The organism is Prevotella melaninogenica (assembly GCF_013267595.1).
Classification (GTDB): domain Bacteria; phylum Bacteroidota; class Bacteroidia; order Bacteroidales; family Bacteroidaceae; genus Prevotella; species Prevotella melaninogenica_D.
Window position 1 is genome coordinate 69,448 of record NZ_CP054011.1, and the last position, 24,028, is coordinate 93,475.

Consider the following 24,028-nt stretch of genomic DNA (forward strand, 5'->3'; position numbering starts at 1 on the left):
TACTATTATGAAGATATATACGAAGACAGGTGACAAGGGTATGACCTCCTTATGTGATGGTAGTCGCTTATCGAAAGATGATATGCGTATAGAAGCATATGGAACATTAGACGAATTAAATGCGAATATAGGTTTACTTATCTCGTTACTGCAAGCAGATACCTTAAAAGAAGGATATACTTTTGTCAGCTTAATTGATTTTTTGGTGGAAATTCAAGAAGAACTCTTTGTAATTGGTGGGCAACTCGCCTGTGCAGAGATAAAGGAAGACGACCGTTTTTGCACACAAAAACTTATTAAGGAGATAGAAATAGATATCGATAAACTCTCATCCCAACTCCCTGTACAGCATCATTTTGTTCTACCAGGAGGAACTCTACCAGCTGCTCAAAGTCATGTTTGTCGTACAATCTGTCGCCGTGCAGAGCGTCGAATAGTAACACTATCCCATATCGCAATAGTTTCACCTGAAATCTTTAAGTTTGTCAACAGATTATCAGATTATTTCTTCATTTTGTCACGTTATTTGAATAATGATAGTAGTTTAAGTGAAAAAACATGGAAAAATACTTGCAGATAAGAAAATAAATGTTACTTTTGCACGCACTAAGAATCATGTAAAAAAATAAGAATATGTATTGGACACTTGAATTGGCCTCTAAGCTGGAAGATGCTCCATGGCCTGCAACAAAAGATGAGCTGATTGACTATGCAATGCGATCAGGTGCACCACTTGAGGTTCTTGAGAATCTTCAAGAAATTGAAGACGAAGGAGATGTCTATGATAGTATCGAGGATATTTGGCCTGACTATCCTTCAAAGGACGATTTCTTGTGGAATGAAGACGAATATTAAAGAATAGAAAAGAGGTTGTAACGTAGTGTTACAACCTCTTTTTTATTGTTGTTAGTGGGAAGCAAAAGCCCAAGTAATAACTCATACTAATATGTATATGAGTCTTTTATTGGATATATAGTATCTGTTATTGGTTTAACATTCCATGTATACAGACTCAGATAGAGATAGAACTATCGCTTATGCTATTTGAAATTTTATGACAAAATATTTGTCTTTGTTGTTTGTTTTTGGTTGAAAAACTATGGTTTTCTTAGTTCTTGCAACTATTTTATAGTCAGTTAGTTATAATCTTGGTTTGTAAGATATGCTTAATTGGATTTCAAAAGGGCGTTAGTTAGGTCTCAAAAGGGCATCTTTTGCAAGCTAATTGGGCGTCTTTTCAAAGCTAAAAGAGCATCATTAAAAATCTGACACGTGAAGTTTATTTACAATCATCACTTATGTACACATTCTTTCTTTTGGCAAGGAAGATGTAGAAGGGTAGAGGTGTGGCAGACCTTTCTTATCAGAGGTTTTCCTTTCTATATCCATATGCTCTTTAATATTTATACGTATAGAAAGCAATAATTCAACCAGGCATACGTTATAGAAACGTGTTTAAACGTTTAATACTCATATTTTCACTCACTTGTCTGATAGGGAACTCTGTCAAGGCACAGTACGATCCGTCTTATAGTCACTATTGGGCGATGGAGCCATCGTTCAATCCTGCTACGGTTGGAAAGGACAATAAACTGAATGTTGTGGGTGCATATGCTCTTGACTTTACAGGTTATGAACACAATCCAAACACTTTCTATGTCGGAGCAGACATGCCTATCTATTTCATGAAGCAATATCATGGTGTGGGCATTTCTATTTTGAATGATAAGTTAGGAGCCTTTGTTCATCAGCGTGTAGCGGGACAATACGCTTTTCGTAAGGACCTTTGGGGTGGAATGCTATCTGCAGGTGTTCAGGTGGGTATGCTTTTTGAAAAATTAGATGGCTCTAAGTTAGACCCAGAAGAGTCAAGCGATCCAGCTTTAGCACAAGGAGAAGTCAATGGTCAAGGACTCGATTTGGGAGTTGGAGTTTATTATACGCATAAGAACTGGTATGTTGGTGCATCTGTTCAGCATCTCAATGCGCCCTTAGTAGATTTGGGAGAGACCAATGAATTACAGATAAATCGAACATATTATTTAACGGGTGGATACAATATTAAATTACGAAATCCGTTTCTTACTATACCGACTTCTGTCTTGGCACGGTATGATGGCGTAAACTATCGGGCTGATTTCACCGCTCGATTAGTCTACACACACGAGAAGAAAGTACTTTACGGAGGAGTCTCTTATAGTCCAACAAACTCAGTGACAGCCATGATTGGTGGAACATTCCACGGAATTAACTTGGGTTATAGCTATGAGATGTACACGGGTACAGCAGCTTTCAAGAATGGTAGTCATGGGCTGTTTGTCAGCTATCAAACCGATATAAACCTGCAGAAGAAAGGTAGGAACAAACATAAAAGCGTAAGATTTCTATAGAAAGATATAATGAAAATGAAGAAAAGTATAGTTGCCATTTGTCTTGGTGCACTCGTCTTGGGAACATTGACAGGCTGTTTTGCTGGTAAGTCAACCGCTTCGTCAGGTCGTGGCGGTGAGGTTACTGGCGTTGGTGGAGGTCGTGCCTTCCGCGAACCAGCACCTTACGGCATGACACTTGTCAAGCGTGGCTGGTTAAGAATGGGTTTGGAAAAGCAGGACTCCCTATGGGGTAAGAAGACACCTGTAAAGGACATCTCTGTTGATGGATTCTGGATGGATGAAACAGAGGTGACCAATTCCGAGTACAAGCAGTTTGTAGAGTGGGTTCGTGATTCAATTATCCGTACCCGTTTGGCAGATCCTGCATATGGTGGTGATGAAAGCTATATGATTACAGAAGACAAGAATGGCGATCCCGTCACACCCCACTTGGACTGGAACAAGCGACTTCCTCGTAAGCCTAATGAGGATGAGCAGCGTGCTTTCGAGAGCCTTTATGTAACTAATCCAGTAACAGGTGAGAAGAGCATTGATGGCAGACAGTTGAACTATCGTTATGAGATTTATGATTATACATCAGCTGCCCTTCGTCGTAACCGTTTGAATCCACAGGAGCGTAATTTAAATACGGATATCACAGTCGACCCTAATGAGGTTGTGATGATATCAAAGGATACAGCTTATGTCGATGAAAACGGCGTTATTCATAGCGAGACCATCAATCGTCCGTTGACAGGTCCTTGGGACTTCCTCAATACCTATATCGTTAATATCTATCCAGATACAACTTGTTGGGTGAATGACTTCCGTAATTCTGATAATGAGATTTATCTCCGTAATTACTTCAGTAATCCAACTTATAACAACTACCCTGTAGTAGGTGTAACATGGGAGCAGGCTAATGCTTTCTGTGCTTGGCGTACGGAGTATCTGCTTAAGGGCTTAGGAAAAGAGGCGCGCTATGTACAGCGTTATCGCCTTCCTACAGAAGCAGAGTGGGAGTTTGCGGCTCGTGGAAAGAATCAAGATGAGTTCCCTTGGGATAATCAAAACGTTAAGAATGGTAACGGTTGTTTCTATGCCAACTTTAAACCAGACCGTGGAAACTACACCAAAGACGGTAACTTGATTACAAGTAAGGTGGGAATCTATGGTGCAAACTCTAATGGTTTGTATGATATGGCAGGTAATGTTGCCGAGTGGACAAGTACCATTTATACAGAGGCTGGTGTTGATGCGATGAATGACCTCAATCCACAGTTAGACTATAAAGCAGCCAAAGAAGACCCATATCGCTTGAAGAAGAAGAGTGTTCGTGGTGGTAGCTGGAAGGATCCAGAGAGCTATATTCGCAGTGCTTGGCGTACTTGGGAGTATCAGAACCAACCACGTAGCTACATCGGTTTCCGTTGTGTTCGTAGTCTTGCAAGTTCTTCAAGTGAGGCAGCTAAAGAGAATAAGAAAAGCAGTAAGAAAAAGAGAAGATAAATGACACAGTACAGTAAATACAATCTCATATACCATCTGCAGAAGTGGATGGATAGTGTTCCTGGACAAACGTTCCTAAACTATGGTTATAGTTGGGGTGCGTCAGTGGTTATTCTTGGAGCTTTGTTTAAGTTGACCCACTTGCCGGGAGCTAATATTATGCTTTACTTCGGTATGGGCACTGAGGTTATCGTATTCTTCCTCTCGGCGTTTGACCGTCCATTTGATAAGACGGATGATGGTCGTGAACTCCCAACACATGTTACTGAGGAACTTCTTGATGACAACGAAAATACTGTAGAACGCCCTGCAGCTGCGCCACAGGCACAATATGCTGCTGCAGAGAATATTGCACAGAGTGTTCAAGAGGCAATGCCTTCAGCTAATGATATCGCTGCAGTTGTTGTTGGTCAGCAGAGTAAGGCTATCGCAGATGCACAACAGCAGACACCAGAGATGGTAGAGGCACAGACAAACTATGTTGCTGCATTGCAGAATCTGACAGAGATGTTGGGTAAAGTGAACGACCAGAGTCAGCGTTTGACACGTGATAGCGAAGAGATGGAGAACCTTAATCGTACCCTCACAGGTATCGCTAAGGTTTATGAGATGCAACTTAAGAGTGCCAGCCAGCAGATTGGTACAATCGACCAGATTAATGATCAGACCCGTAAGATGGCACAGCAGATAGAGCAACTCAATAGTATCTATGCTCGAATGATTGAGGCAATGACTGTTAATATGCGTGTGGCAGCACCTGGTGTTGCCCCTCAGCAGTCTACACCTAAAAGCTTGTAATGATGAAATATGGTAGGGAAGGCGTCTGTTTTTAGCTGTCTTCCCACTACAAATAATAGAATTAATGGCTATTAAGAAGAGAAAGATTTCCCCACGCCAGAAGATGATTAACCTTATGTACGTCGTCCTCATGGCAATGTTGGCATTGAATATCTCTACCGAGGTACTCAATGGCTTCTCTGTTGTTGAAGAGAGCCTGAACCGTACGACGGGGAATTCATCCAAGGAAAATGATGCTATCTTTGGCGAACTCGACCAGATGATGCGCAAGAATCCACAGAAGGTTAAGCAGTGGTTTATGATGGCATCTACGGTCAGAGAGATGAGTGATTCCCTCTATAACTATGCACAAGCGCTGAAAGTAGCCATCGTTCGTGAGGCTGACGGTGAGAAAGGTGACCCCTTAAACATCGAAGGAAAGGATAATATTGAGGCTGCCAGTTACATTATGTTGAACCCTGCCAATGGACAAGGGCATAAGCTTTATGAGGCTATCAATAGCTATCGAGCACGTATATTGCAGTTTGTAACAGACCCACGACAGAAGAAGATTATTGCAAGTAACCTCTCTACGGAGGTACCTCACCACTCAATGGGTAAGAACTGGGAAGAGTATATGTTCGAAAATATGCCTGTTGCGGCAGCGGTAACGCTTCTCTCTAAGTTACAAAGCGATGTTCGCTATGCAGAAGGTGAGGTGTTACACACCTTGGTGGCTAATGTCGGTTTGAAAGACATACGCGTTAACAAGCTTCAGGCATTCGTTGTGCCAAGTCAGACACGCCTTTATCCAGGTGAGACAATGACTGCACAGATGTTTATGGGGGCTGTAGACTCTACACAACAGCCACAGGTCTTTGTTAATGGACAGCTTATCAAGGGCAACCAGATAACTGTGAAAGCAGGTGCACCTGGTAAACATACCTTGAGTGGATACATCCTTATCAAGGACTTAACAGGTAATGTGTTGCGTAGAAACTTCTCACAAGACTATTGGGTGACGGGTGGTCCGCAGCCAAAAGAGTATATTAATCCTCAAGGAATGCAGAAGGTTCCACCTTTCGATGGAATGGCTACTATTGCAGCAGACCTAATGAACGTACTCTATGCAGGCTTTGATAACCCAATCACCATTAGTATTCCTAATACTTCTCAGCATGATGTGCAAGCTACTATGTCAGGAGGCTCACTCGTAGCAAGGGGTGGTGGCCATTTTATCGCACGTCCTTCGGCAGTTGGTCAGCCTGTAACGATCTCTGTATCTGCTAAGGGTCGCAAGATTGGAGAATACCAGTTCCGTGTGAGAAAATTGCCGGATCCATCGCCATATATCGCTATGGGTGCTGATAGATTTAAGAGTGGAGCCCTCTCAAAGGCAGCACTTATGTCTGCACCAGGCATTCAGGCTGCTATTGATGATGGCTTACTCGATATTCCTTTCAGTGTAACCAGCTTCCGTGTTGTCTTCTTTGATAATATGGGTAACGCTGTACCGCTTGCAAGTAACGGTGCTTCCTTCTCTCCACAGCAGAAAGAACAGTTCCGACAGTTGAGCCGTAACAAGCGATTCTATATCACAAACGTTGTCGTTCATGGACCTGATGGTACTACTCGAACGCTTAATGGAAGAAATATGGAGGTAATTGTGAGGTGATAGTTGACGAGTAGACGAGCTTATGGGTTGACAAGTTGATAGATAGTCTTGATACTATATCTACTTATAAAACACTATATCACAGCATCTCTTTTAGAAAAGAACAAACAAAATAATAATGAAAAAGATATTTCTCATAGTCTGCACAGCCTGCTTGGCACTCTCTGTAAGTGCGCAGCCTGCTGCACGTCGTAATCAACAACAGCGTCAGTCGCCTGCTAATACGATTACAACACGTGCGCAGATATCCTTCCCTACAACTGCTCCTATGGAGGAAGATGTTGTTTGGCGACGTGATATCTATCGTGAACTCAAACTTACCGAGGATGCTAATGCTGGATTATATTATCCTACTGAACCTGTAGGTTCGCAGATGAATCTCTTTACCTACATCTTCAAGTTGATGATGAATGGTCCTAATCGTGGTGGTATTGCAGCCTATAACTATCGTATGGACGGCAATGAGATATTTACGGATTCTGCTCGAGTTAAGCCTTTGCAGTTCCTTGATAACTATCATATCTTCTACGAACGCACCGATCATGGTATTCGCCTTGACAATAGTGATATCCCTTCGGGTGAGGTGAAAGGCTACTATCTAAAGGAGAGTGCCTATTATGATCAAGGAACAGCAACCTTTCATCGTAAGGTCGTAGCGCTTTGTCCGATTATGTATCGTGAAGATGATTTCGGAGATGGCGAAGTGAAATACCCGCTCTTCTGGGTGCGTTATGATGACTTAGCCCCATACCTTGCTAAGCAAACCATCATGACCAGTAATCTGAATAATGCTGCAACGATGAGTGTAGACGATTATTTCACGATGAATCTCTATAAGGGAAAGATTTACAAGACAACCAATATGCTGGGTAAGACGCTCGCACAATACTGTCCAAATGATTCTGCAATGGCTGCAGAACAGAAGAAGATAGAGCGTGAGTTGGTTGCTTTCGAGAAGACAATCTATGGTGATCCTGCTCGTCGAGATAGCCTTGATAGTATCTCTGCGGCTAAGGAAGCTGAGAAAGCCCCAAGAAAGGTTGGACGTTCTCGTCGCACAAGTCCATCGACAAGTGGTGTTAGTCGCTCTCGTCGTTCATCTTCAAGTGGAAGTGCAGGAGTCTCTCCAGCACGTGTATCGGTCCGCCGCGAGCGTCATTAATATTATTTTTGCTCTTCAGAGATTCGGTGTAGTAGTGTAAAGCTATTTATATAATAAGACATACAGAGCAACTCTAAGTTTGTAACAAGAAATTTGGAGTTGCTCTGTTTTATTTTTCTTAATGTTCTAAATGTAACAAATAAACCTTATCACTTAAATGACTGAAACCCCTTTTTGTCCTAATTTTTCACATGTTGATTTCCTAAAGACCATCAAATGGCTTGCAATTAACGCCCAATTGGCTTGCAAGAGATGCCCTTTAGAGGTCTTGTTAATATTGGTGTCCGATAAAACTTTTTTTGCGTTCATATCTTTTTAATTCAGAATAATAAAAAAAACGGGCTGATTGTTTTGCACATTCAGCCCTTCTTATTTCCTTTGTAGTTGTCAAAATAAAACAATGAAATAAGATGAACAAAAGTACACATTTTATCGGACAGCCACTATATGTTCAACTGTTAAACTATTTTAATCGTGATAAAATTCTCTCTCTGAGCCAAGCTCAGGGAGGTGAACACTATATAAAGAAGTTTGATGCATGGCATCATCTTGTCGTCATGCTTTATGCAGTAATGATGCGTTTAGACTCTCTGCGTGAGATAAAGGCCTCTCTCTTTGCTAATGTTAATCGCTTTAATCATCTTGGTTTAAAGCATTTTCCTTGTCGAAGTACCTTGTCAGATGCAAACAAACGCCGAGATTCCGAGATATTCGGTTCGATCTATATGAACTTATATGAGAAATATCGCCATGAACTTTACTCGGACAGCCGAAATTGTGGACAGCCCAAATGGCTGAAGAATCTAAAGATAATAGATTCTACGACAATCAGTCTGTTTTCTAACCTGGTCTTTAAAGGAGTAGGACGTAATCCCAAAACTGGTAAGAAGAAGGGTGGAATAAAAGTACATACAGAGATATTTGCCAATGAGAATGTTCCAAGCGATATCAAGTTCACATCTGCAGCTAGTCATGATCAATTTGCACTTATCCCAGAACGATACGCCAATGAGGAACTGATTGCTTTTGACAGAGCCTATATAAACTATGAAAAGTTCTCTGAACTGACTCAAAGAGGCGTTATATATGTAACTAAGATGAAAAATAATCTTAGCTTTGAAAGGATTGCTGATACGGATTACCAGATGACTACAGATTATGGAGTTGTACGCGTAGAAACCATTCTCTTCCATAAGCATACAAAGGAAAAAGATATTTACCATAAAGCAAGAAAAATCACATATCAGGATAAGACCAAGAAAGGGAAAATCAGATTCATATCACTGCTGACCAATGATTTTCAGATGTCGGCAGAAGATATTATAGCTATCTATAAGAGACGATGGCAAATAGAAACCTTATTTAAACAAATAAAACAGAATTTCCCGCTAAGATACTTCTATGGAGAGAGTGCGAATGCTATAAAAATACAAATATGGATTACGCTTATAGCCAATCTGCTTATAACCCTAGTGAAGAACAAAATAAAGAGACCTTGGAGCTTCTCAGGCTTGGCAACAATGATAAGAATTTTACTTATGAGTTATGTCGCAATACAAAGTTTCTTTGAGCAGCCACATAGAGACTGGGATAGATTGATTACCCAAGTAAAAGCCCCACCAGAAGAGTTGTCATTATTCTAGGGGGCTTGGAATTTGAAATTAGAACTAATCATGCCTATTTCAGCAGGATTGAGAGAGGATATTGCAGTATATGGAGGTTTTATCGGACAGCAATATCTTGTTAACGCCCTTTTGAAGCCTTATAAAGCACCTTTTAAAATCCCTCCTTGCAACTGCTTGATAGCAAATAACTTACATATGTGCTAAAATAACTCGCTTTTAAGTCAATTCTTTTCCTTTTCTTTGATTATTTTGTCAATATATTTCCTTATCCTTTGAGGCTAAATCTCACATGGAGGGACGGAGGTAACAGATGTTTTGTTTAAAGAGTTGTAGTCCAATAGAGGCACTTCTGTGTATTGTTTTAAGCTCAGTGTCTTCTGCTTTCCATGTAACTTATTGTTTAATAGGCTTACTTTATCACTCCATCTTTTGGAAGAAACTAAATTTTCTTAAAGTTGGTTCTATAGATTCTACGATGCAATCAGCCTTTAATGAGGGATAGATAAAACTTCATTAAAGGAATTTTATAGAATCAAACTTAATTAATTTTAAACGGACAATAATATCCTTACAGATTCAGTTAATGTATAAAGGTACTCGGAAAGTTGACTATTTCGAGTCTCTCTCAGATGTGTAAGCATACCTACTTTGCATGATGAGGAGTGAATTTAGTTTTTTATCATTAATACTTATGGTCATGAAGAAAATTATTTCATTGGGTTTCTTAGCCCTATCATTTCTTATTTCTGTTCCTTCCCATGCTGATGAACCATTAAAGTTTGGTGTAAAGGCAGGACTGAATGTGAGTGATTTCTACTTTGATAGTGATGTTTTTAATAAATCTAATCAGATAGGTTGGTTCTTTGGTCCTACTGTGAAGTTTACCTTACCAGTAGTAGGTTTAGGTATGGATGCTTCTGTTCTCTATGACTATCGTGCAGCCAAACTTGATTATGCTACTATGACGCAGACCGTAAAACAACAGCAGATAGCGATTCCTGTGAATGCTCGCTATTCTATTGGATTAGGTAGTGTGGCAAGTGTTTTCTTCTTTGGCGGTCCTCAGATTGCATTTAATATTGGTGAAAAAGAGTATCAGTGGAACATGAAGAGTACCTATGCATTGAAAAATAGTAACTTCAGTGTCAACCTTGGTTTTGGCGTAACGGCTTTTAAACATCTGCAGGTAAGTGCTAACTATAATATAGCTTGTGGTAAAACTGGGTATGCAACCTGGAAGACTGCTACTGATGCAGCGAAGTCTGTCTTTAATAAGAAGGGTAGTCGTAATAACTCATGGCAAGTGGGTATAGCCTATTTCTTCTAAGAACAGAAGTTTAGTAATATATTAAAAAGTCCCATTTCATCGAGAATGAAATGGGACTTTTATGTGATAGAAGATTATATTGAGATTGTTTCTGTGATAGTATAGTGTTATTGATGACTTCTATCATTGTGTATTTGCATCTTTCTTTGTAACTTTGTATTCAAACCAATGTCTGGCTTATAGTATTGTTTGTGTTGGTTGATAGGTAATAAAGAATTTGTAATGACTTACGCTAATATTATTCTCCCCCTTCCTCTTGAAGGCTATTTTACGTATGGTGTACCCGATGCATTGGCATCTCGGGTGACAGCTGGTGTACGAGTGTCTGTGCCTTTGGGAAAGAGTAAGATCTATGTGGGTATTGTTGCGGAATATCCTGTAAATATACCGAATCCATCGGAGAATGATGCTGTAGGCGGAAAGAAGATTACCTATAAGAATATCATAGATGTACTGGATAACACTCCTGTACTCTTACCACAGCAGCTAAAGCTGTGGCATTGGATATCCGATTACTATATGTCGCCAATTGGGGATGTCTATAAGGCTGCATTGCCATCGGGACTGAAAGAGGAATACGGTTATCGACCACGAACAGAACTTTATATCCGATTAGCTGACAACTTACGCCATGAAAGGACGCTCTCACTTATGATTGACTCTATGAAGCGTGCAGCGAAACAAGTAGAAGTCCTTATGGCTTATTTGCAATTGGCAGGTGTCGATGAAATGGCAGAAATTACACCAGAGACAGTACTGCGAGAGGTGACCAGAGAGGAGTTGATGAACGTTACTCATGCTTCTGTTGGTATTATTCGTGCTTTACAGGATAGGAAAATATTGATTACCTATGAGAAGGAGGTCGGTAGATTGAACAGTGGAAAGCCATCACATCCAGAGAATATCAAACCTCTAAATGAGGCACAGACGGAGGCTTACAATCAGATTCTCTTGCAAATGATGTCTCATCGTGTGACACTACTACATGGAGTGACCTCTTCTGGAAAGACGGAAATATACATCCATCTCATTCAGAAAGCCCTTAATGAGCATAAACAGGTGTTATACCTCTTGCCTGAGATTGCCCTAACCGTACAGATAACAGAACGTCTGAAGGCCGTTTTTGGCGATCGATTGGGAATTTATCATAGTAAGTATAGCGATGCGGAGCGTGTGGAAATATGGCATAAGCAGTTGTCTGGTTCGCCTTACGATGTGATTTTAGGTGCAAGAAGTGCTATTTTTCTCCCATTTCATCGATTAGGTCTTGTCATTATAGATGAAGAACATGAGCAGAGTTTTAAGCAACAAGACCCTGCTCCTCGTTATCATGCTCGCTCAGCAGCGATAGTGTTGGCACAGATGTATCCTAATGCAAAGACTCTATTGGGAACAGCTACGCCCTCAATGGAGAGCTATTACAATGCCAAACAAGGTAAGTATGGACTTGTTGAGCTGATGCGTCGTTATAAAGATATTCAACTTCCCGAAATAGAGATTGTTGATATAAAGGATCTTTATCGTCGAAAGATGATGACAGGTCCCTTCTCTCCGCGTCTTCTCTCTGCTGTCCGTGAGGCTTTAGAACGTGGCGAACAATCTATTCTATTTCAGAATCGACGTGGCTTTGCGCCTATGGTGGAGTGTAGGCAGTGCGGATGGGTTCCAAAGTGTCCAGACTGTGACGTATCATTGACGCACCATAAGAATATGAACTACCTCTCTTGCCACTACTGTGGTTATACGATGAAGGTGCCAGATGTTTGCCCTTGTTGTGAAAGTGAGGATATCCGTGGTCGTGGATATGGAACGGAGAAGATTGAAGATGAAATCCGTTATATCTTTCCAGAGGCTCGTATTGCGCGAATGGATCTTGATACAACTCGCACGCGTAATGCTTATGAGCGTTTGATTAATGACTTTTCTACAGGGAAGAATAATCTTCTGATAGGTACGCAGATGATTTCAAAGGGTCTCGATTTTGATAAGGTTTCGGTCGTGGGAATCCTCAATGCAGACTCGATGTTGAATTATCCGGACTTTCGTGCATACGAGCAAGCGTTTATGATGATGAGTCAAGTGAGTGGACGAGCAGGAAGAAAAGGAAGGCAGGGCTTGGTAATTCTGCAGACAAAGAGTCCAGAGTTGCCTGTTATTCAGCAGGTGGTGCGTAATGATTATCAGTCGTTTTATTCCGACTTACTTACCGAGAGGCTGGAATTTCATTATCCTCCATTCTATCGACTTGTCTATGTCTATTTGAAGCATAGGGATGAAAACACGGTAAATTCAGCAGGTTTGGAATTAGGAAGTCGGCTCCGTGAAATCTTCAGTGACCGTGTGTTAGGTCCTGACAAACCTGCTGTAGCTCGAGTGAAGACCTTAAACATTAGAAAGATTATGCTTAAGTTGGAGAATGGTATTGACTATTCTCGTGTTCGTCAGTATCTTCGTGGAGCTTTAGAAGCCATGTTGAAGGATAAGAGATATGGTGCTCTTCAAGTGTATTATGATGTTGATCCACTTTAGTATATAGTTTCTTGTCACTTTTCTAAAGTCTTATTCTCTAATTGGGCGGAACTTGATGTTAAGGTAGGGAATTAGCGGAAATTCCCTAATTAGGTGTGATGTTTATCTGTCTTCTGCATATAACTTATTACCATATTATAGATTTTTGTAAACTATTTTCGTACAGTTCAAAACTAATATATGGTCTTTTGGCTTCTAAAAGACGCCTAATTGACTTGCAATAGGTGCCCTTTTGAGGTCTAACTAATGCCCTTTTGAAGTCCAATTAAGCACCTTTTGTATTACGATTTTATAACTAATTGATTTTCTGTTGGTTGCAAACCTACTTTTTATATGTGTTTTTGCTGTTATTTATTGATGTCTTATTTGAAATTATGTAATTATTTTTCAAACCCTTGTCTGTGGATTACTGTAGTAACGGAAGAACCTGTTTTTCATATAAGATAAGGTATGAGAAGCATCTTTTATCTCATGTATAAATCGGTTTAAGATAGATGTTAGTCAAAGTAGGGGTAAAGTTCTTTAAAGCCTTCAACGATGTCATTGATGAGGTTGGGATTGCTACGTAATTCCTTTTTGTTTAATAACAGGTAGGCACTCTTCCCTATATTGAACATGTGTTCATACTCATTAGGACCAAATAATGTAAGTGTATATCTTCTATATACACGGAACCGACTGGTGTTATCTTCTGATTCCCCAATTCTATTGGCACCGATGAAGCCAAAGGAGGCTTGTGAATCTTTCTTTGCCACTTCGTTCATAATAGCCATGCAAGTGTAGATACATTCTCTTGCTTCATTAAGTCCGGTCATTACATTATACTTCTTATCACTATCTCTGTGTGCTTTCAAGTGAAATTTGACAGCATAGAAATGATGTTTGTAGACCTCAATCCAAACCCAATAAGTCTGATTAGATTTGGGAGATTTGAAGGAATATAATTCTTTGAATAGCATAAAGCCTTGGGGACCATCCCAAGGCTCTGTTACTTTCTTTACAAATCTATATGGATAATGTTTGATGTCCATTTCATTTATATTATAATATGAGATAAGGATAGGCATCTATCTTTTCCCGCTTAGCCTCTTCGTCGGGAACACGTATGAATCCTTCTCCACTGTAGAGAATCTTTTTCTCTTCATCGGAGAGGTATTTAGCTATGCGTTGTTTATATTCCTTTGTCTTCTGTGCTTGATAAACTCTTCGTTTCGCTCTCAGCACTTGTACTTTATCTGTTGTTCCCATAAACTTATTCCTTTCTGTTGCAAATATATGAATATTAGTTGAAAGCGGCAAGTAATTGTGAGGAAATTATAAAAATGTAGAGGCAGTCAGAATCACTCTGACTGCCTCTTAATGGTATTAGTTGTGGAAAACGGTAGATTTATTTGTGGCTTAGAAATCAATATCAAGTCCTACACCGAGTACCTTATTGGTACGAGTGAAGATATCGGTGTTTTTGGTTGCGAGAGTCTTAGGCTGCATAGTTACAGTACCATTTGGCTGTGTCACCTGCTCCTGACCTGCTTCGACAGCACCGTCGTATTCCTTCTTGAAGTTTGAATAGTTGGTAAAGAAGTAAGCAATATTGAGATGAGCGTTCTTTGCAACCTTAATCTTTGCACCGAAACCGAAGCTGTAACTGCTTGTTACGAAGCTAAGATCGGTCAGGTATTTACCATCACCAAGACCGTAGAGCGTACGCTGGCCACCTGCGCTGACTGTCACTGAAGGGTTGATATCCCACTCAACACCAGCAAGGAACTCTTGTGTGTTATGCTTAAGGAAACGCTGCTTATCATTGTCCATGCGTGCATCCTTATCGAAATAGTGGTTATATCCTGCCATAACACGGAGGTTCTTCAGTACTTCATACTGTGTACCGAGTGCAAGAATACCAGGAATATCGTTTGGTGTGTTCACGCCATTCTCATACTTTTTGGTGTCATCACGCTTTGTGTTGTTCTCAATATTGAACTTTGTGGTAAACTCATAGCGTGCTGCGAAGTTCCATTTGCCTGTGCGATAGTCAATACCGAGGATTGGAGTGATACCCCATCCGCGCTGAGAAACCTCTAAATAGCGGTCTTTTACCTTTTCCTTGCTACTTTCTAACTTGTCTGCACCTGCGCGAACGAGCTTTGCACCAGCTGTTGCCTTCTGTGCTCCAACCGCGTATTGGTCTGCTGCAGCCTGTAACTGAGCCTTTGTTGTAGGATCGGTAGCTTTATCAGCTTGTGCACGAAGGGCATCTGCTTGAGTCTGTGCAGCAACAGCCTGTGTTTGCAATGCACTTGCCTTTTCGTTCAAAGCGTTAACCTTTGATTGGAAATAGTCGTAGAGATTCTGGTTGTTTCCACCCACATTTGCTGAAATGTTGGTGATACTACCTTGGTATTTGTTGTAGATATAATTGAAACGAGCACCACCAAATACAGAGAGATTCTCGTTAATCTTATAAGCAACACCGAGTTGGAGACCGAAGTTATACTGCTGACCGCTCATATAGCTTTGAAGGCTATAGCTGGTTGCAGGTGTTTCCTGCTGTCCAAGTAGTGCCGCAAAGGTAGGCAACTGCTGGTTGATAAGTGCAGGGAGGAGCGATACTGGACGTTCAAATGTAGGAAGACCGTCGTTGAATGCAGCCTTACCGCCGCCACCGGTTAAACCAAATCCAGCTTGAAAACTCCATTTATCTTTATTATATGCCACCTGGAAAGATGGGAGGATAGGCACAGAAGCCTTACCTTGATAGAACTTACTGCCATCAGTTGTATTGCCACCATTCAGCTTGAAAGGATACTCATAAGGAGTATTAGCTAATGCAGGCACACTGAAAGTAGATGTTATCTCACGTGTCTGATATACGTTCTGGAAGTTAAGAGAGAGATGAAAACCTTGGTCAAGGAAAGCTACACCAGCAGGGTTAAAGTAAACACCGTCAATACCAATAGCACCTACACGTGCAAAGTTACGGTTAAATGCGATGCTCTGATTGGTGTTTGTAAGCAATCCTCCGGCTTGTGTTGTTGTTGCCATTGCGAGTAATGCAGCTGCAAGGACAGTCTTCTGATACTTCATTGTTGATTCGTAAGTGTATATAAAACTTATATATTTTGGTTGCAAAGTTATGAATATTGTTCTAAACTTCCAAATTTTCGTTTGTTTTTTCTCATTTTTAGTTAAAATGTGCAGCATTAATTAGGTAGTTAAAGGGCTGAAATAAGGTTATGTCGTTATATGAATAGAATGGGAATAGAAGAAAGACTTATCTATATGCAGGGTATTACTATGCCGTATTAGATGGTCTTGCAGAGAATGATAAGCTAAAAGATAAAAACGATTTGATACTCTGCCTATCTGTTTCCTACAAATAACTTGATTCCTACATTACAGGTGTTTGTAAACTATTTTTATGCGACTCAAAACCAATACATGCTCTTTTGGCTTCTTAAAGATGCCTAATTGACTTGCAAAAGATGCCCTTTTGGAGTCTAACTAACGCCCTTTTGAAGTCCAATTAAGCACCTTTTGAAATGCAGTTTCGCAAATTCCTGATAGCGAATAACTTACAAACGTGTTGTTAATGCTCGTTTTTAGCCTTATTTCCTGTCTTTTTATGACTTGTTTTGTAAAGAAAATTCTAAAGTCTTAAACACTAAAGTATCAAAGAAAACAGGCTAATAACCTCCGCTTTCTCTATGTATCGATGGTGCCTTCGTTCCTTCTATTACTTTTTAAATCTTCCTCCGTGTTTTCCTTTTTTCTGTGTGGCATCATGTCAAAGTTCTAAGCTTAAGAGGTAAGCCTTATCATTTCAAATGATTGAAGCTCCTAAAAAGAAACCCCACTATGTTACTATTGTTGTAACTTAGTGAGGTCTCTTGGCGTTTATGTATCTTCCTTTTGGAAAGGAAGGGGAGAGGAGTCAGCCTTGTGGTTGTCCTTAAGCTTCTATGCTTTCAACTGTGGGTACTGAATACGAGTATGATACATCGCTTTCAGACGTTCGATAAGTACAGCCTTAGCAGCGGTGATGTCACGGAATGTGATAGGACAATCCGTGAAGTTTCCATCAGCAACTTGACCATCAATGAGTCGGTTTACTAATCCACTGATACTCTCTTCGGTGTATTCCTGTAGAGAACGTGAAGCAGCCTCGACGGTATCACTCATCATAAGAATAGCCTGTTCGCGTGTGAAAGGATTTGGTCCAGGGTAACGGAATAAGTCTTCGTTGACCTTCTCATCTGGATGTTCATTCTTGTAGTGTATGTAGAAATACTTAGCAAGTCCAGCACCATGATGGGTGGTAATAAACTCCTTAATCTCACGTGGGAGGTTGTATTTTTCTGCAAGTTTCAGACCTTCCGTCACATGGCTGATGATGATACGTGCGCTCTCAAGGTCGTTTAGCTTGTCATGTGGGTTGATGCCTGCCTGATTCTCGGTAAAGAATGCAGGGTTGAGCATCTTGCCAATGTCATGATAGAGCGCACCAGTACGTACCAACTGGCTCTTTGCACCGATTCTACTGGCTATTTCTGTGGCAAGATTACCAACCGTGATAGAGTGCTGGAAGGTACCAGGAGCAACCTCACTGAGTCGGCGTAGCAGTTCATTGTTTGTGTTTGACAACTCAAACATTGTTACGGTGGATACGAAGCCGAAAGTCTTCTCGATGACCAACATCAGTGGATAGGTAAAGAGAAGGAAGAAGCCATTGACAGCAAAGTGGTAATACATGGTGCGATCAAGCTTCGAGAAATCGTCTGCCTGTATGAGTTGGAGTGATAAGTACACTGCTGCTGAAGCAATTGTGACAAGGAGTGCGGTAAGGAAGATTTGACTTCTCTTTGATAATTCGCGCAAAGAATAAATCGCCACGAGGCCAGCAACAAACTGTACGATAATGAATTCGTATTGATATTTGACAGCCACCGCACAGATAAGTACCATTGTCATGTGTCCTATGAAGGATGTTCGTGAGTCCATAAACACACGGAAGAATATCGGAGCCATACTGAATGGAAGGATATACACACTCAGAATGTTATGCTCCATCATTAAGGATGTGAGGATAGGATAGATGACTATCATCACATAAAGTAGTGAGATGGAACGTGGTTTATTAAAATAATCTTTTCTGAAAAGTGCCAAGTAGAGTGTGAAAAGGCAAATGAAGATTAGGACGTAGATGGTTTGTCCGATGAAGGTAGATGTTATCTCGTCTTCAGTAGCCTTGCGCTTCTCCATTGCTTGTTCAAAGGAATTAAGCACACGATAGGTCTTTGCATCGACAATGTCACCACGGTCGATGATGCGTTGTCCCTCCAGTACCATACCTGAAGCCTGCGGAATAAGACTTAGCATGTCGTTCATCTCCGTCTCACTACGGTCTTTGTCATAGACAAGGTTTGCCTCTATGTAGTCGTTAAGATTACATTGCTGAAGTACGGAACGCTTCGGACCTAACAAAGGGTCCATGAAAAGCTGCTCATAGGCACCGAGAGTAGAGTAGGTCTTATTAATAGGTACACTCACTGCTTGCTTACCAGTTACGACACGGATATAATGGTTACTGTCCTTGGCAAGTGTAGAGTACTGTTGTGGATCAATGACTCCAGCCTCATAGATTTCGTGTAGCCGGTGGGCAATCGCATCGATATAGTCTTTTGACAAGCCTGGTATACCATCCTTGTATGCCTGCTTAAACTGTTCAATCTTCTTCTGTTCAACCGTTTGGTTAATGTTGTAATAAGGTTGGAAATGCTTTGTGATAGAGTCTTTCTCAACCTTCAACGCAGCATCAGTCTTAAAGATAGGGAAGTCGAACTTAGCAATCAACTGTCCGTACATCCATGGTTTTCCTTCGTCATAATGGAAAAGTTTACCTTGTGTACGGGGTAAAAATAGCACTATCAAAACGACGGCAACGATGATCAAGGCTACTCTTGAGACCATATTCCGCCAATAGGGGTTGCTTATGTTTTTGAATCTTATCATCTTATATATTGTTTCGTAAATGTTATAACAAGCTGTTCTAACTTGTTGCGTAATCCTCTAACAACTTGCGAAAATACTAAAAATATAGCGGATAGTCAAAAAAAAGCATTAATTTTGCAGGAAAATATAATATTTAAGACAATGGCAGAAAGAAATGTGAGAGTGCGTTTTGCTCCAAGTCCAACAGGTGCTTTGCATATTGGTGGTGTGCGTACTGCTTTGTATAACTACCTTTTCGCTCGTCAACATGGCGGCAAACTTATCTTCCGTATTGAAGACACGGACTCTAATCGTTTTGTTCCAGGGGCAGAGGAATATATCCTCGACTCTTTTGATTGGTTAGGTATTAAGTTTGATGAGGGTGTTAGCTTTGGTGGCGAACATGGTCCTTATCGTCAGAGTGAACGTCGTGATATTTATAAAAAGTACGTCAATCAGCTTTTAGAAGCTGGTAAGGCATACATTGCTTTCGATACGCCAGAGGAGTTGGATGCGAAGCGTAAGGAAATTGAAAACTTCCAGTACGACGCGCATACTCGTCTACAGATGCGTAACTCTTTGACAATGTCAAAGGAGGAAGTTGAAAGTCTGATAGAAGATGGCCAACAATATGTTGTCCGTTTCAAGATAGAACCAGGTGAAGAGATTCATATCAAAGATATGATTCGTGGTGATGTATGCATCAAGAGCGACATCCTCGATGATAAGGTATTGTTTAAGAGTGCTGACGAATTACCAACTTATCACCTTGCAAATATTGTTGATGATCACTTGATGGAAATCTCTCACGTTATTCGTGGTGAGGAATGGTTGCCAAGTGCACCGCTGCACGTATTACTTTATCGTGCTTTTGGTTGGGAAGAAAGTATGCCCCGCTTTGCTCATTTGCCGTTGTTACTGAAGCCAGAGGGTAAGGGTAAGCTCAGTAAGCGTGATGGTGATCGTCTCGGTTTCCCAGTTTTCCCATTGGAGTGGCACGACCCAAAGACAGGTGAGGTAAGCTCTGGTTATCGTGAGAGTGGCTATTTCCCAGAGGCTGTAGTCAACTTCTTGGCACTTTTGGGTTGGAATCCAGGTACAGAGCAAGAGCTATTTTCTCTTGAAGAACTTGTGGAAGCGTTCGACATCACTAAATGTTCAAAGAGTGGAGCTAAGTTTGATTATAAGAAGGGTATTTGGTTCAACCACGAATACATCCTTCGCAAGTCAGATGATGAGATAGCACAACTCTTTGCACCGATTGTTGCTAACAATGGTGTTGAGGCTACTATGGAGCAGGTGACACAAGTTGTACACATGATGAAAGACCGTGTGGACTTTGTAAAGGAACTTTGGGATTTGTGCTCTTTCTTCTTCATTGCACCTACAAGTTACGACGAAAAGACTGTTAAGAAGCGTTGGAAAGACTACTCTGCACAGCAGATGAGCGAGCTTGCCGATGTCTTGGAAGGAATTGACGATTTCAGTATTGAAGGTCAGGAACCTGTTGTCATGAAGTGGGTAGAGGATAAAGGCTATAAACTTGGTGATATCATGAATGCATTCCGACTCTCCCTCGTTGGTATTGGTAAAGGTCCTGGAATGTTCGATATATCTGCCTTCCTTGGCAAGGAGGAAACTTTGAAGCGTATGCGCAAGGCTATTGAGGTGTTAGGATAAGCATCTTGAAAGGCTAATTTAACTGAGCCGAATATGTATAATGTAATAATGTATGCCATCCAGGTTGGCATCTCTTTGGGCGGCCTTTTCAATGAGAAGCTGCGTAAGATGTGGAGAGGCGAGCAGGAGGCTGTGAGAATCTTGCGTGAAAAGGTGGAGCCAGACGCTAAATACGTTTGGTTTCATGCGGCTTCATTGGGCGAATTTGAACAAGGTCGTCCTTTGATAGAGCAGGTACGAAAAGACTATCCGCAATACAAGATTCTGCTTACTTTCTTTTCTCCTTCTGGTTATGAGGTGAGAAAGAATTATGAGGGTGCAGACATCATCACCTATCTTCCAATTGACACGGTAGGTAATGCACGTAGATTTCTACGTGCTGTTCGTCCTGTTATGGCGTTCTTCATCAAGTATGAGTTTTGGTATAATTACCTGCATATCCTACAGCATCGTGGTGTACCTGTTTATAGTGTGTCAAGCATTTTTCGTCCTGATCAAATCTTCTTTAAGTGGTATGGTCGTGGCTACGGACGTGTCTTGAAATGCTTTAGCCGTTTCTTTGTACAGAACGAAGAGAGCAAGAGCCTTTTAAGTAAGATAGGTATCACAGACGCAATGGTTGTGGGCGATACTCGTTTTGATCGTGTGTTACAAATCAAGGAAGCAAGTAAACGACTTCCGTTGGTTGAGAAATTCGTCAATATAGATGCGTCTGATAGAAAGAAAGTCTTTGTAGCAGGCTCTTCATGGCAGCCTGATGAGGAAATCTTCATTAAGTACTTTAATGAACATAAGGACTGGAAACTCATCATTGCACCGCACGTTATAGGGGAAGAGCATCTAAAAACAATTCTCTCGTTGATTAAGGATAAGAAGGTGGTACGCTACACGCAGGCAAATGAAGAGAATGTTGCTGATGCAGATGTCCTCATTATTGATTGCTTTGGTTTGCTGTCATCTATCTATCATTATGGTGATGTAGCCTATGTAGGAGGTGGCTTCGGAGTTGGTATTCACAATGTTCTCGAAGCAGCAGTATGGGATATGCCAGTACTTTTTGGTCCAAACAATAAGCATTTCGCAGAGGCACAAGGACTCTTGCGTGAAGGTGGAGGTTATGAAGTCTTCGACCTGGAGAGTTTCAGTTTATTGATGAATCACTTTGCTGAAGACGAAGAGTTCCGTGCGACATGTGGTAGTATGGCAGGTGCCTATGTTGCAAGTTTGGCAGGTGCGACAAATAAAGTTCTAAGCAACGTAAAGTTATGAAATATCAGATAACATGTGATAACTGTGGTACTCAGTTTATCGTTGAGGCAGAAGAAGGACAGACAATCGAGTGTAATTGCCCTCATTGCCATGGATTAATGGAGATAACATTACCTTTGGTAAGTGCTGGTCAGCAGTATGAACAACCTACAGGCTTTACCCCACAGACACAGCAGGTACAAGGAGAAACGCACAAGAAAGGCAGCAATGCAATCCTTTGGGGCGTTGTTATTGGTCTACTTCTATTGACTGGTGGTGTAGGTGCTTATTTCACTTTCGGCTCTTCTTCGCCAGAAACACCTGTGACTGATAGCATCCCTAACGATACGATTCCATATGAATCTCCTATTGAAGTAGAGCAGACTCCATCTGTTGACACTGTGGCAACAGCCCCAGCAGCGCCTGAACAGAAGGAAGAAGAGCAAGTTGAAGAACAGCCAGAAGAAGGCACAGATACCATTGCTGTGCCAGGACACGATGAGTAACTTCAACGATATACATAACGAATAAAACAGAAATATATACATGGGAAAGATTATTTTAACAGGTGACCGCCCTACAGGTAAACTTCACTTGGGTCACTACGTGGGTTCTCTCCGCCGTCGTGTGGAACTTCAGAACCTCGGAGACTACGATAAGATGTTTGTCTTTATGGCAGACGTACAGGCGTTGACAGATAATGCTGACAATCCAGAGAAGATTCGACAGAATATTATTGAGGTAGCTTTAGATTATCTCTCTGCTGGCTTGAGCCCAGAGAAATGTACACTCTATATACAGAGTCAGATTCCTGAAATAGCCGAACTGACCACTTTCTTGATGAATCTTGTCAGCGTAAGCCGTGTTCAGCGTAACCCAACGGTGAAGACTGAGATTAAGATGCGCAACTTTGAAGCTAATATCCCAATGGGCTTCTTTGCTTATCCTGTTTCTCAGGCTGCTGATATTGCAGCTTTTAAGGCCACTACTGTTCCTGCAGGTGAGGATCAAGAGCCTATGTTGGAGTTGACACGTGAACTCGTACGTCGCTTCAATCAGATTTATGCACCAGTACTCGTTGAGCCTGCTATTATGTTGCCAGAGAATGCAACGGCACGTCGTCTGCCTGGTACAGATGGTAAGGAGAAGATGAGTAAGAGTCTTGGTAACTGTATCTATCTCTCTGACGACGCTGATACCGTATGGAAGAAGGTGAAGACAATGTACACTGACCCAACTCACCTGAATGTGTCTGACCCAGGTCATGTTGAGGGTAATGCTGTGTTTACTTACCTTGATGCTTTCTCAACAAATGAGGACTTCGCTGAGTTCTGGCCAGAGTTCCAGAACCTTGATGAGCTGAAAGCGGCTTATACAGCTGGTGGTATCGGTGATATGAAGTGTAAGAAGTTGCTCAATAGTGTCTTGAACAAGATGTTGGATCCAATCCGTGCGCGCCGTCATGAGTACGAACAGGATATTCCAGAGATTTATAATATCCTCAAGAAGGGTTCATTGGAAGCACGCGAGACCGCTGCCCAGACTATGGATGAGGTACGTGCAGCTATGCAGATTAACTATTTCGAGGATACCGATTTGATTCAGAGTCAGGCTGAGCGATTCAGACAGAAGTAAGTCTTTAGCTCTGCTTTAAAGTCATATAGCAGTCTTATTCCATCTTTCTATAGAAGGAATAAGACTGTTTTTTGTGTCTATTAGTCTTGCAGTTAGTACTTTTGATTAAGTTTTCTTTCCTGTTCTAACGTACGTGCGAACGCCCCGCACGTATGGTGCGGACGCTTAACACCATTGGTGCGGAGGCTTAGCACGCTATAATAAGTCCTAATTCTTCGAACGATTTATTGGTCCGAAAGAACCATATTACTAAAGGTTAATCATTTTCTTAAGTCTAAGTTATTATTTATATTGAGTGGAGGAGGGTAGATGAAGAATCCCTTTTCATCTGATAGTCAGAGGAGTTTACACTTGTCTTGATTAAAATTAACGATTATTTAGAAAATATTTCTTAGCATAATTTGTGTCAAATAAAAAAATTCCCTACATTTGCCTATATCAACCTAAACAATATATAACATCGGCAAATGGCGTTCTGCGGAAAGGGGAATAATACCTCCT

19 protein-coding genes are annotated in these 24,028 nt (G+C 41.1%); 14 read left to right on the top strand and 5 right to left on the bottom strand.

Annotation, left to right across the window (positions count from 1 at the left end; translation table 11 throughout):
• Positions 1-7: 7 nt before the first annotated feature.
• From FIU21_RS05455 to porN, 7 genes are all read left to right on the top strand, one after another.
• Positions 8-580, top strand: coding sequence for a cob(I)yrinic acid a,c-diamide adenosyltransferase (locus FIU21_RS05455; protein ID WP_004361471.1), 573 nt, complete (start codon positions 8-10; stop codon positions 578-580).
• 53 nt (positions 581-633) lie between these two features.
• A complete protein-coding gene (locus FIU21_RS05460; protein ID WP_004337463.1) occupies positions 634-855 on the top strand; it encodes a DUF2795 domain-containing protein in 222 nt (73 codons plus the stop codon).
• A gap of 596 nt (positions 856-1,451) precedes the next feature.
• Positions 1,452-2,390 carry a PorP/SprF family type IX secretion system membrane protein gene (locus FIU21_RS05465; protein WP_004361469.1) on the top strand — a complete coding sequence of 313 codons (939 nt, stop codon included), beginning with the start codon at positions 1,452-1,454 and terminating at the stop codon, positions 2,388-2,390.
• A 9-nt stretch (positions 2,391-2,399) separates the two neighbouring features.
• Positions 2,400-3,881 (top strand): T9SS ring complex lipoprotein PorK/GldK, encoded by a 1,482-nt coding sequence (porK, locus tag FIU21_RS05470; RefSeq protein WP_036886898.1) that lies wholly within the window; start codon positions 2,400-2,402, stop codon positions 3,879-3,881.
• Positions 3,882-4,679 (top strand): type IX secretion system motor protein PorL/GldL, encoded by a 798-nt coding sequence (gene porL, locus FIU21_RS05475; RefSeq protein ID WP_004361466.1) that lies wholly within the window; start codon positions 3,882-3,884, stop codon positions 4,677-4,679. It begins immediately after the preceding gene.
• A gap of 64 nt (positions 4,680-4,743) precedes the next feature.
• The gene (gene porM, locus FIU21_RS05480; protein WP_004361465.1) at positions 4,744-6,333 is read left to right on the top strand and encodes a type IX secretion system motor protein PorM/GldM; all 1,590 of its coding nucleotides are present in this window, start codon (positions 4,744-4,746) and stop codon (positions 6,331-6,333) included.
• 118 nt (positions 6,334-6,451) lie between these two features.
• Positions 6,452-7,495, top strand: coding sequence for a type IX secretion system ring subunit PorN/GldN (gene porN, locus FIU21_RS05485; RefSeq protein ID WP_004361464.1), 1,044 nt, complete (start codon positions 6,452-6,454; stop codon positions 7,493-7,495).
• 153 nt (positions 7,496-7,648) lie between these two features.
• Here porN and FIU21_RS05490 read toward each other — a convergent pair whose 3' ends face one another.
• The gene (locus tag FIU21_RS05490) at positions 7,649-7,804 is read right to left on the bottom strand and encodes a hypothetical protein (protein ID WP_172891322.1); all 156 of its coding nucleotides are present in this window, start codon (positions 7,802-7,804) and stop codon (positions 7,649-7,651) included.
• 101 nt (positions 7,805-7,905) lie between these two features.
• Between FIU21_RS05490 and FIU21_RS05495 the strand changes: the two genes are divergently transcribed.
• The 3 genes from FIU21_RS05495 to priA all read left to right on the top strand — a co-directional run bounded on the left by FIU21_RS05495 (position 7,906) and on the right by priA (position 12,976).
• Positions 7,906-9,138: an IS4 family transposase gene (locus FIU21_RS05495; RefSeq protein ID WP_172891309.1), complete on the top strand. Its 1,233-nt coding sequence runs from the start codon at positions 7,906-7,908 to the stop codon at positions 9,136-9,138.
• A gap of 679 nt (positions 9,139-9,817) precedes the next feature.
• Entirely contained in the window at positions 9,818-10,447 is a 630-nt protein-coding gene (locus tag FIU21_RS05500) for a porin family protein (RefSeq protein WP_004361463.1), read from the top strand.
• A 222-nt stretch (positions 10,448-10,669) separates the two neighbouring features.
• Positions 10,670-12,976 (top strand): replication restart helicase PriA, encoded by a 2,307-nt coding sequence (priA, locus tag FIU21_RS05505; RefSeq protein WP_004361462.1) that lies wholly within the window; start codon positions 10,670-10,672, stop codon positions 12,974-12,976.
• A 497-nt stretch (positions 12,977-13,473) separates the two neighbouring features.
• On the opposite strand, the gene FIU21_RS05510 is transcribed toward priA, so the two are convergent.
• From FIU21_RS05510 to FIU21_RS05525, 4 genes are all read right to left on the bottom strand, one after another.
• Positions 13,474-14,007 carry a hypothetical protein gene (locus FIU21_RS05510; protein WP_036886905.1) on the bottom strand — a complete coding sequence of 178 codons (534 nt, stop codon included), beginning with the start codon at positions 14,005-14,007 and terminating at the stop codon, positions 13,474-13,476.
• Positions 14,008-14,017: 10 nt separating this feature from the next.
• Positions 14,018-14,224 carry a hypothetical protein gene (locus FIU21_RS05515; RefSeq protein WP_004361460.1) on the bottom strand — a complete coding sequence of 69 codons (207 nt, stop codon included), beginning with the start codon at positions 14,222-14,224 and terminating at the stop codon, positions 14,018-14,020.
• 150 nt (positions 14,225-14,374) lie between these two features.
• The gene (locus FIU21_RS05520) at positions 14,375-16,060 is read right to left on the bottom strand and encodes a membrane protein (protein ID WP_036886896.1); all 1,686 of its coding nucleotides are present in this window, start codon (positions 16,058-16,060) and stop codon (positions 14,375-14,377) included.
• Positions 16,061-16,933: 873 nt separating this feature from the next.
• On the bottom strand, positions 16,934-18,985 hold the full coding sequence (locus FIU21_RS05525) for an HD family phosphohydrolase (protein ID WP_004361458.1): 2,052 nt from the start codon (positions 18,983-18,985) through the stop codon (positions 16,934-16,936).
• Positions 18,986-19,126: 141 nt separating this feature from the next.
• On the opposite strand from FIU21_RS05525, the gene gltX reads away from it, so the two are divergent.
• From gltX to trpS, 4 genes are read left to right on the top strand one after another with little or no spacing between them, the layout of a single operon-like run.
• On the top strand, positions 19,127-20,644 hold the full coding sequence (gene gltX / locus FIU21_RS05530; RefSeq protein WP_004361457.1) for a glutamate--tRNA ligase: 1,518 nt from the start codon (positions 19,127-19,129) through the stop codon (positions 20,642-20,644).
• Between the two features lie 33 nt (positions 20,645-20,677).
• Complete coding sequence (locus FIU21_RS05535) at positions 20,678-21,913, top strand: 3-deoxy-D-manno-octulosonic acid transferase (protein WP_004361456.1); 1,236 nt, start codon at positions 20,678-20,680, stop codon at positions 21,911-21,913.
• Complete coding sequence (locus FIU21_RS05540; RefSeq protein WP_004361455.1) at positions 21,910-22,398, top strand: hypothetical protein; 489 nt, start codon at positions 21,910-21,912, stop codon at positions 22,396-22,398. The genes FIU21_RS05535 and FIU21_RS05540 overlap by 4 nt, the downstream gene beginning before the upstream one ends.
• Before the next feature lie 40 nt (positions 22,399-22,438).
• Positions 22,439-23,527, top strand: a complete 1,089-nt coding sequence (gene trpS / locus FIU21_RS05545; RefSeq protein WP_004361454.1) for a tryptophan--tRNA ligase — start codon at positions 22,439-22,441, stop codon at positions 23,525-23,527.
• Positions 23,528-24,028 lie beyond the last annotated feature (501 nt).

Coding starts and splice junctions, on each gene's coding strand:
- FIU21_RS05510 (WP_036886905.1), bottom strand. CDS start 14,007: ATGGACATCAAACATTATCCATATAGATTTGTAAAGAAAGTAACAGAG.
- FIU21_RS05460 (WP_004337463.1), top strand. CDS start 634: ATGTATTGGACACTTGAATTGGCCTCTAAGCTGGAAGATGCTCCATGG.
- FIU21_RS05515 (WP_004361460.1), bottom strand. CDS start 14,224: ATGGGAACAACAGATAAAGTACAAGTGCTGAGAGCGAAACGAAGAGTT.
- FIU21_RS05495 (WP_172891309.1), top strand. CDS start 7,906: ATGAACAAAAGTACACATTTTATCGGACAGCCACTATATGTTCAACTG.
- FIU21_RS05455 (WP_004361471.1), top strand. CDS start 8: ATGAAGATATATACGAAGACAGGTGACAAGGGTATGACCTCCTTATGT.
- gltX (WP_004361457.1), top strand. CDS start 19,127: ATGGCAGAAAGAAATGTGAGAGTGCGTTTTGCTCCAAGTCCAACAGGT.
- FIU21_RS05490 (WP_172891322.1), bottom strand. CDS start 7,804: ATGAACGCAAAAAAAGTTTTATCGGACACCAATATTAACAAGACCTCT.
- FIU21_RS05500 (WP_004361463.1), top strand. CDS start 9,818: ATGAAGAAAATTATTTCATTGGGTTTCTTAGCCCTATCATTTCTTATT.
- priA (WP_004361462.1), top strand. CDS start 10,670: ATGACTTACGCTAATATTATTCTCCCCCTTCCTCTTGAAGGCTATTTT.
- porK (WP_036886898.1), top strand. CDS start 2,400: ATGAAAATGAAGAAAAGTATAGTTGCCATTTGTCTTGGTGCACTCGTC.
- FIU21_RS05540 (WP_004361455.1), top strand. CDS start 21,910: ATGAAATATCAGATAACATGTGATAACTGTGGTACTCAGTTTATCGTT.
- porM (WP_004361465.1), top strand. CDS start 4,744: ATGGCTATTAAGAAGAGAAAGATTTCCCCACGCCAGAAGATGATTAAC.
- porL (WP_004361466.1), top strand. CDS start 3,882: ATGACACAGTACAGTAAATACAATCTCATATACCATCTGCAGAAGTGG.
- FIU21_RS05520 (WP_036886896.1), bottom strand. CDS start 16,060: ATGAAGTATCAGAAGACTGTCCTTGCAGCTGCATTACTCGCAATGGCA.
- porN (WP_004361464.1), top strand. CDS start 6,452: ATGAAAAAGATATTTCTCATAGTCTGCACAGCCTGCTTGGCACTCTCT.
- FIU21_RS05535 (WP_004361456.1), top strand. CDS start 20,678: ATGTATAATGTAATAATGTATGCCATCCAGGTTGGCATCTCTTTGGGC.
- FIU21_RS05525 (WP_004361458.1), bottom strand. CDS start 18,985: ATGATAAGATTCAAAAACATAAGCAACCCCTATTGGCGGAATATGGTC.
- trpS (WP_004361454.1), top strand. CDS start 22,439: ATGGGAAAGATTATTTTAACAGGTGACCGCCCTACAGGTAAACTTCAC.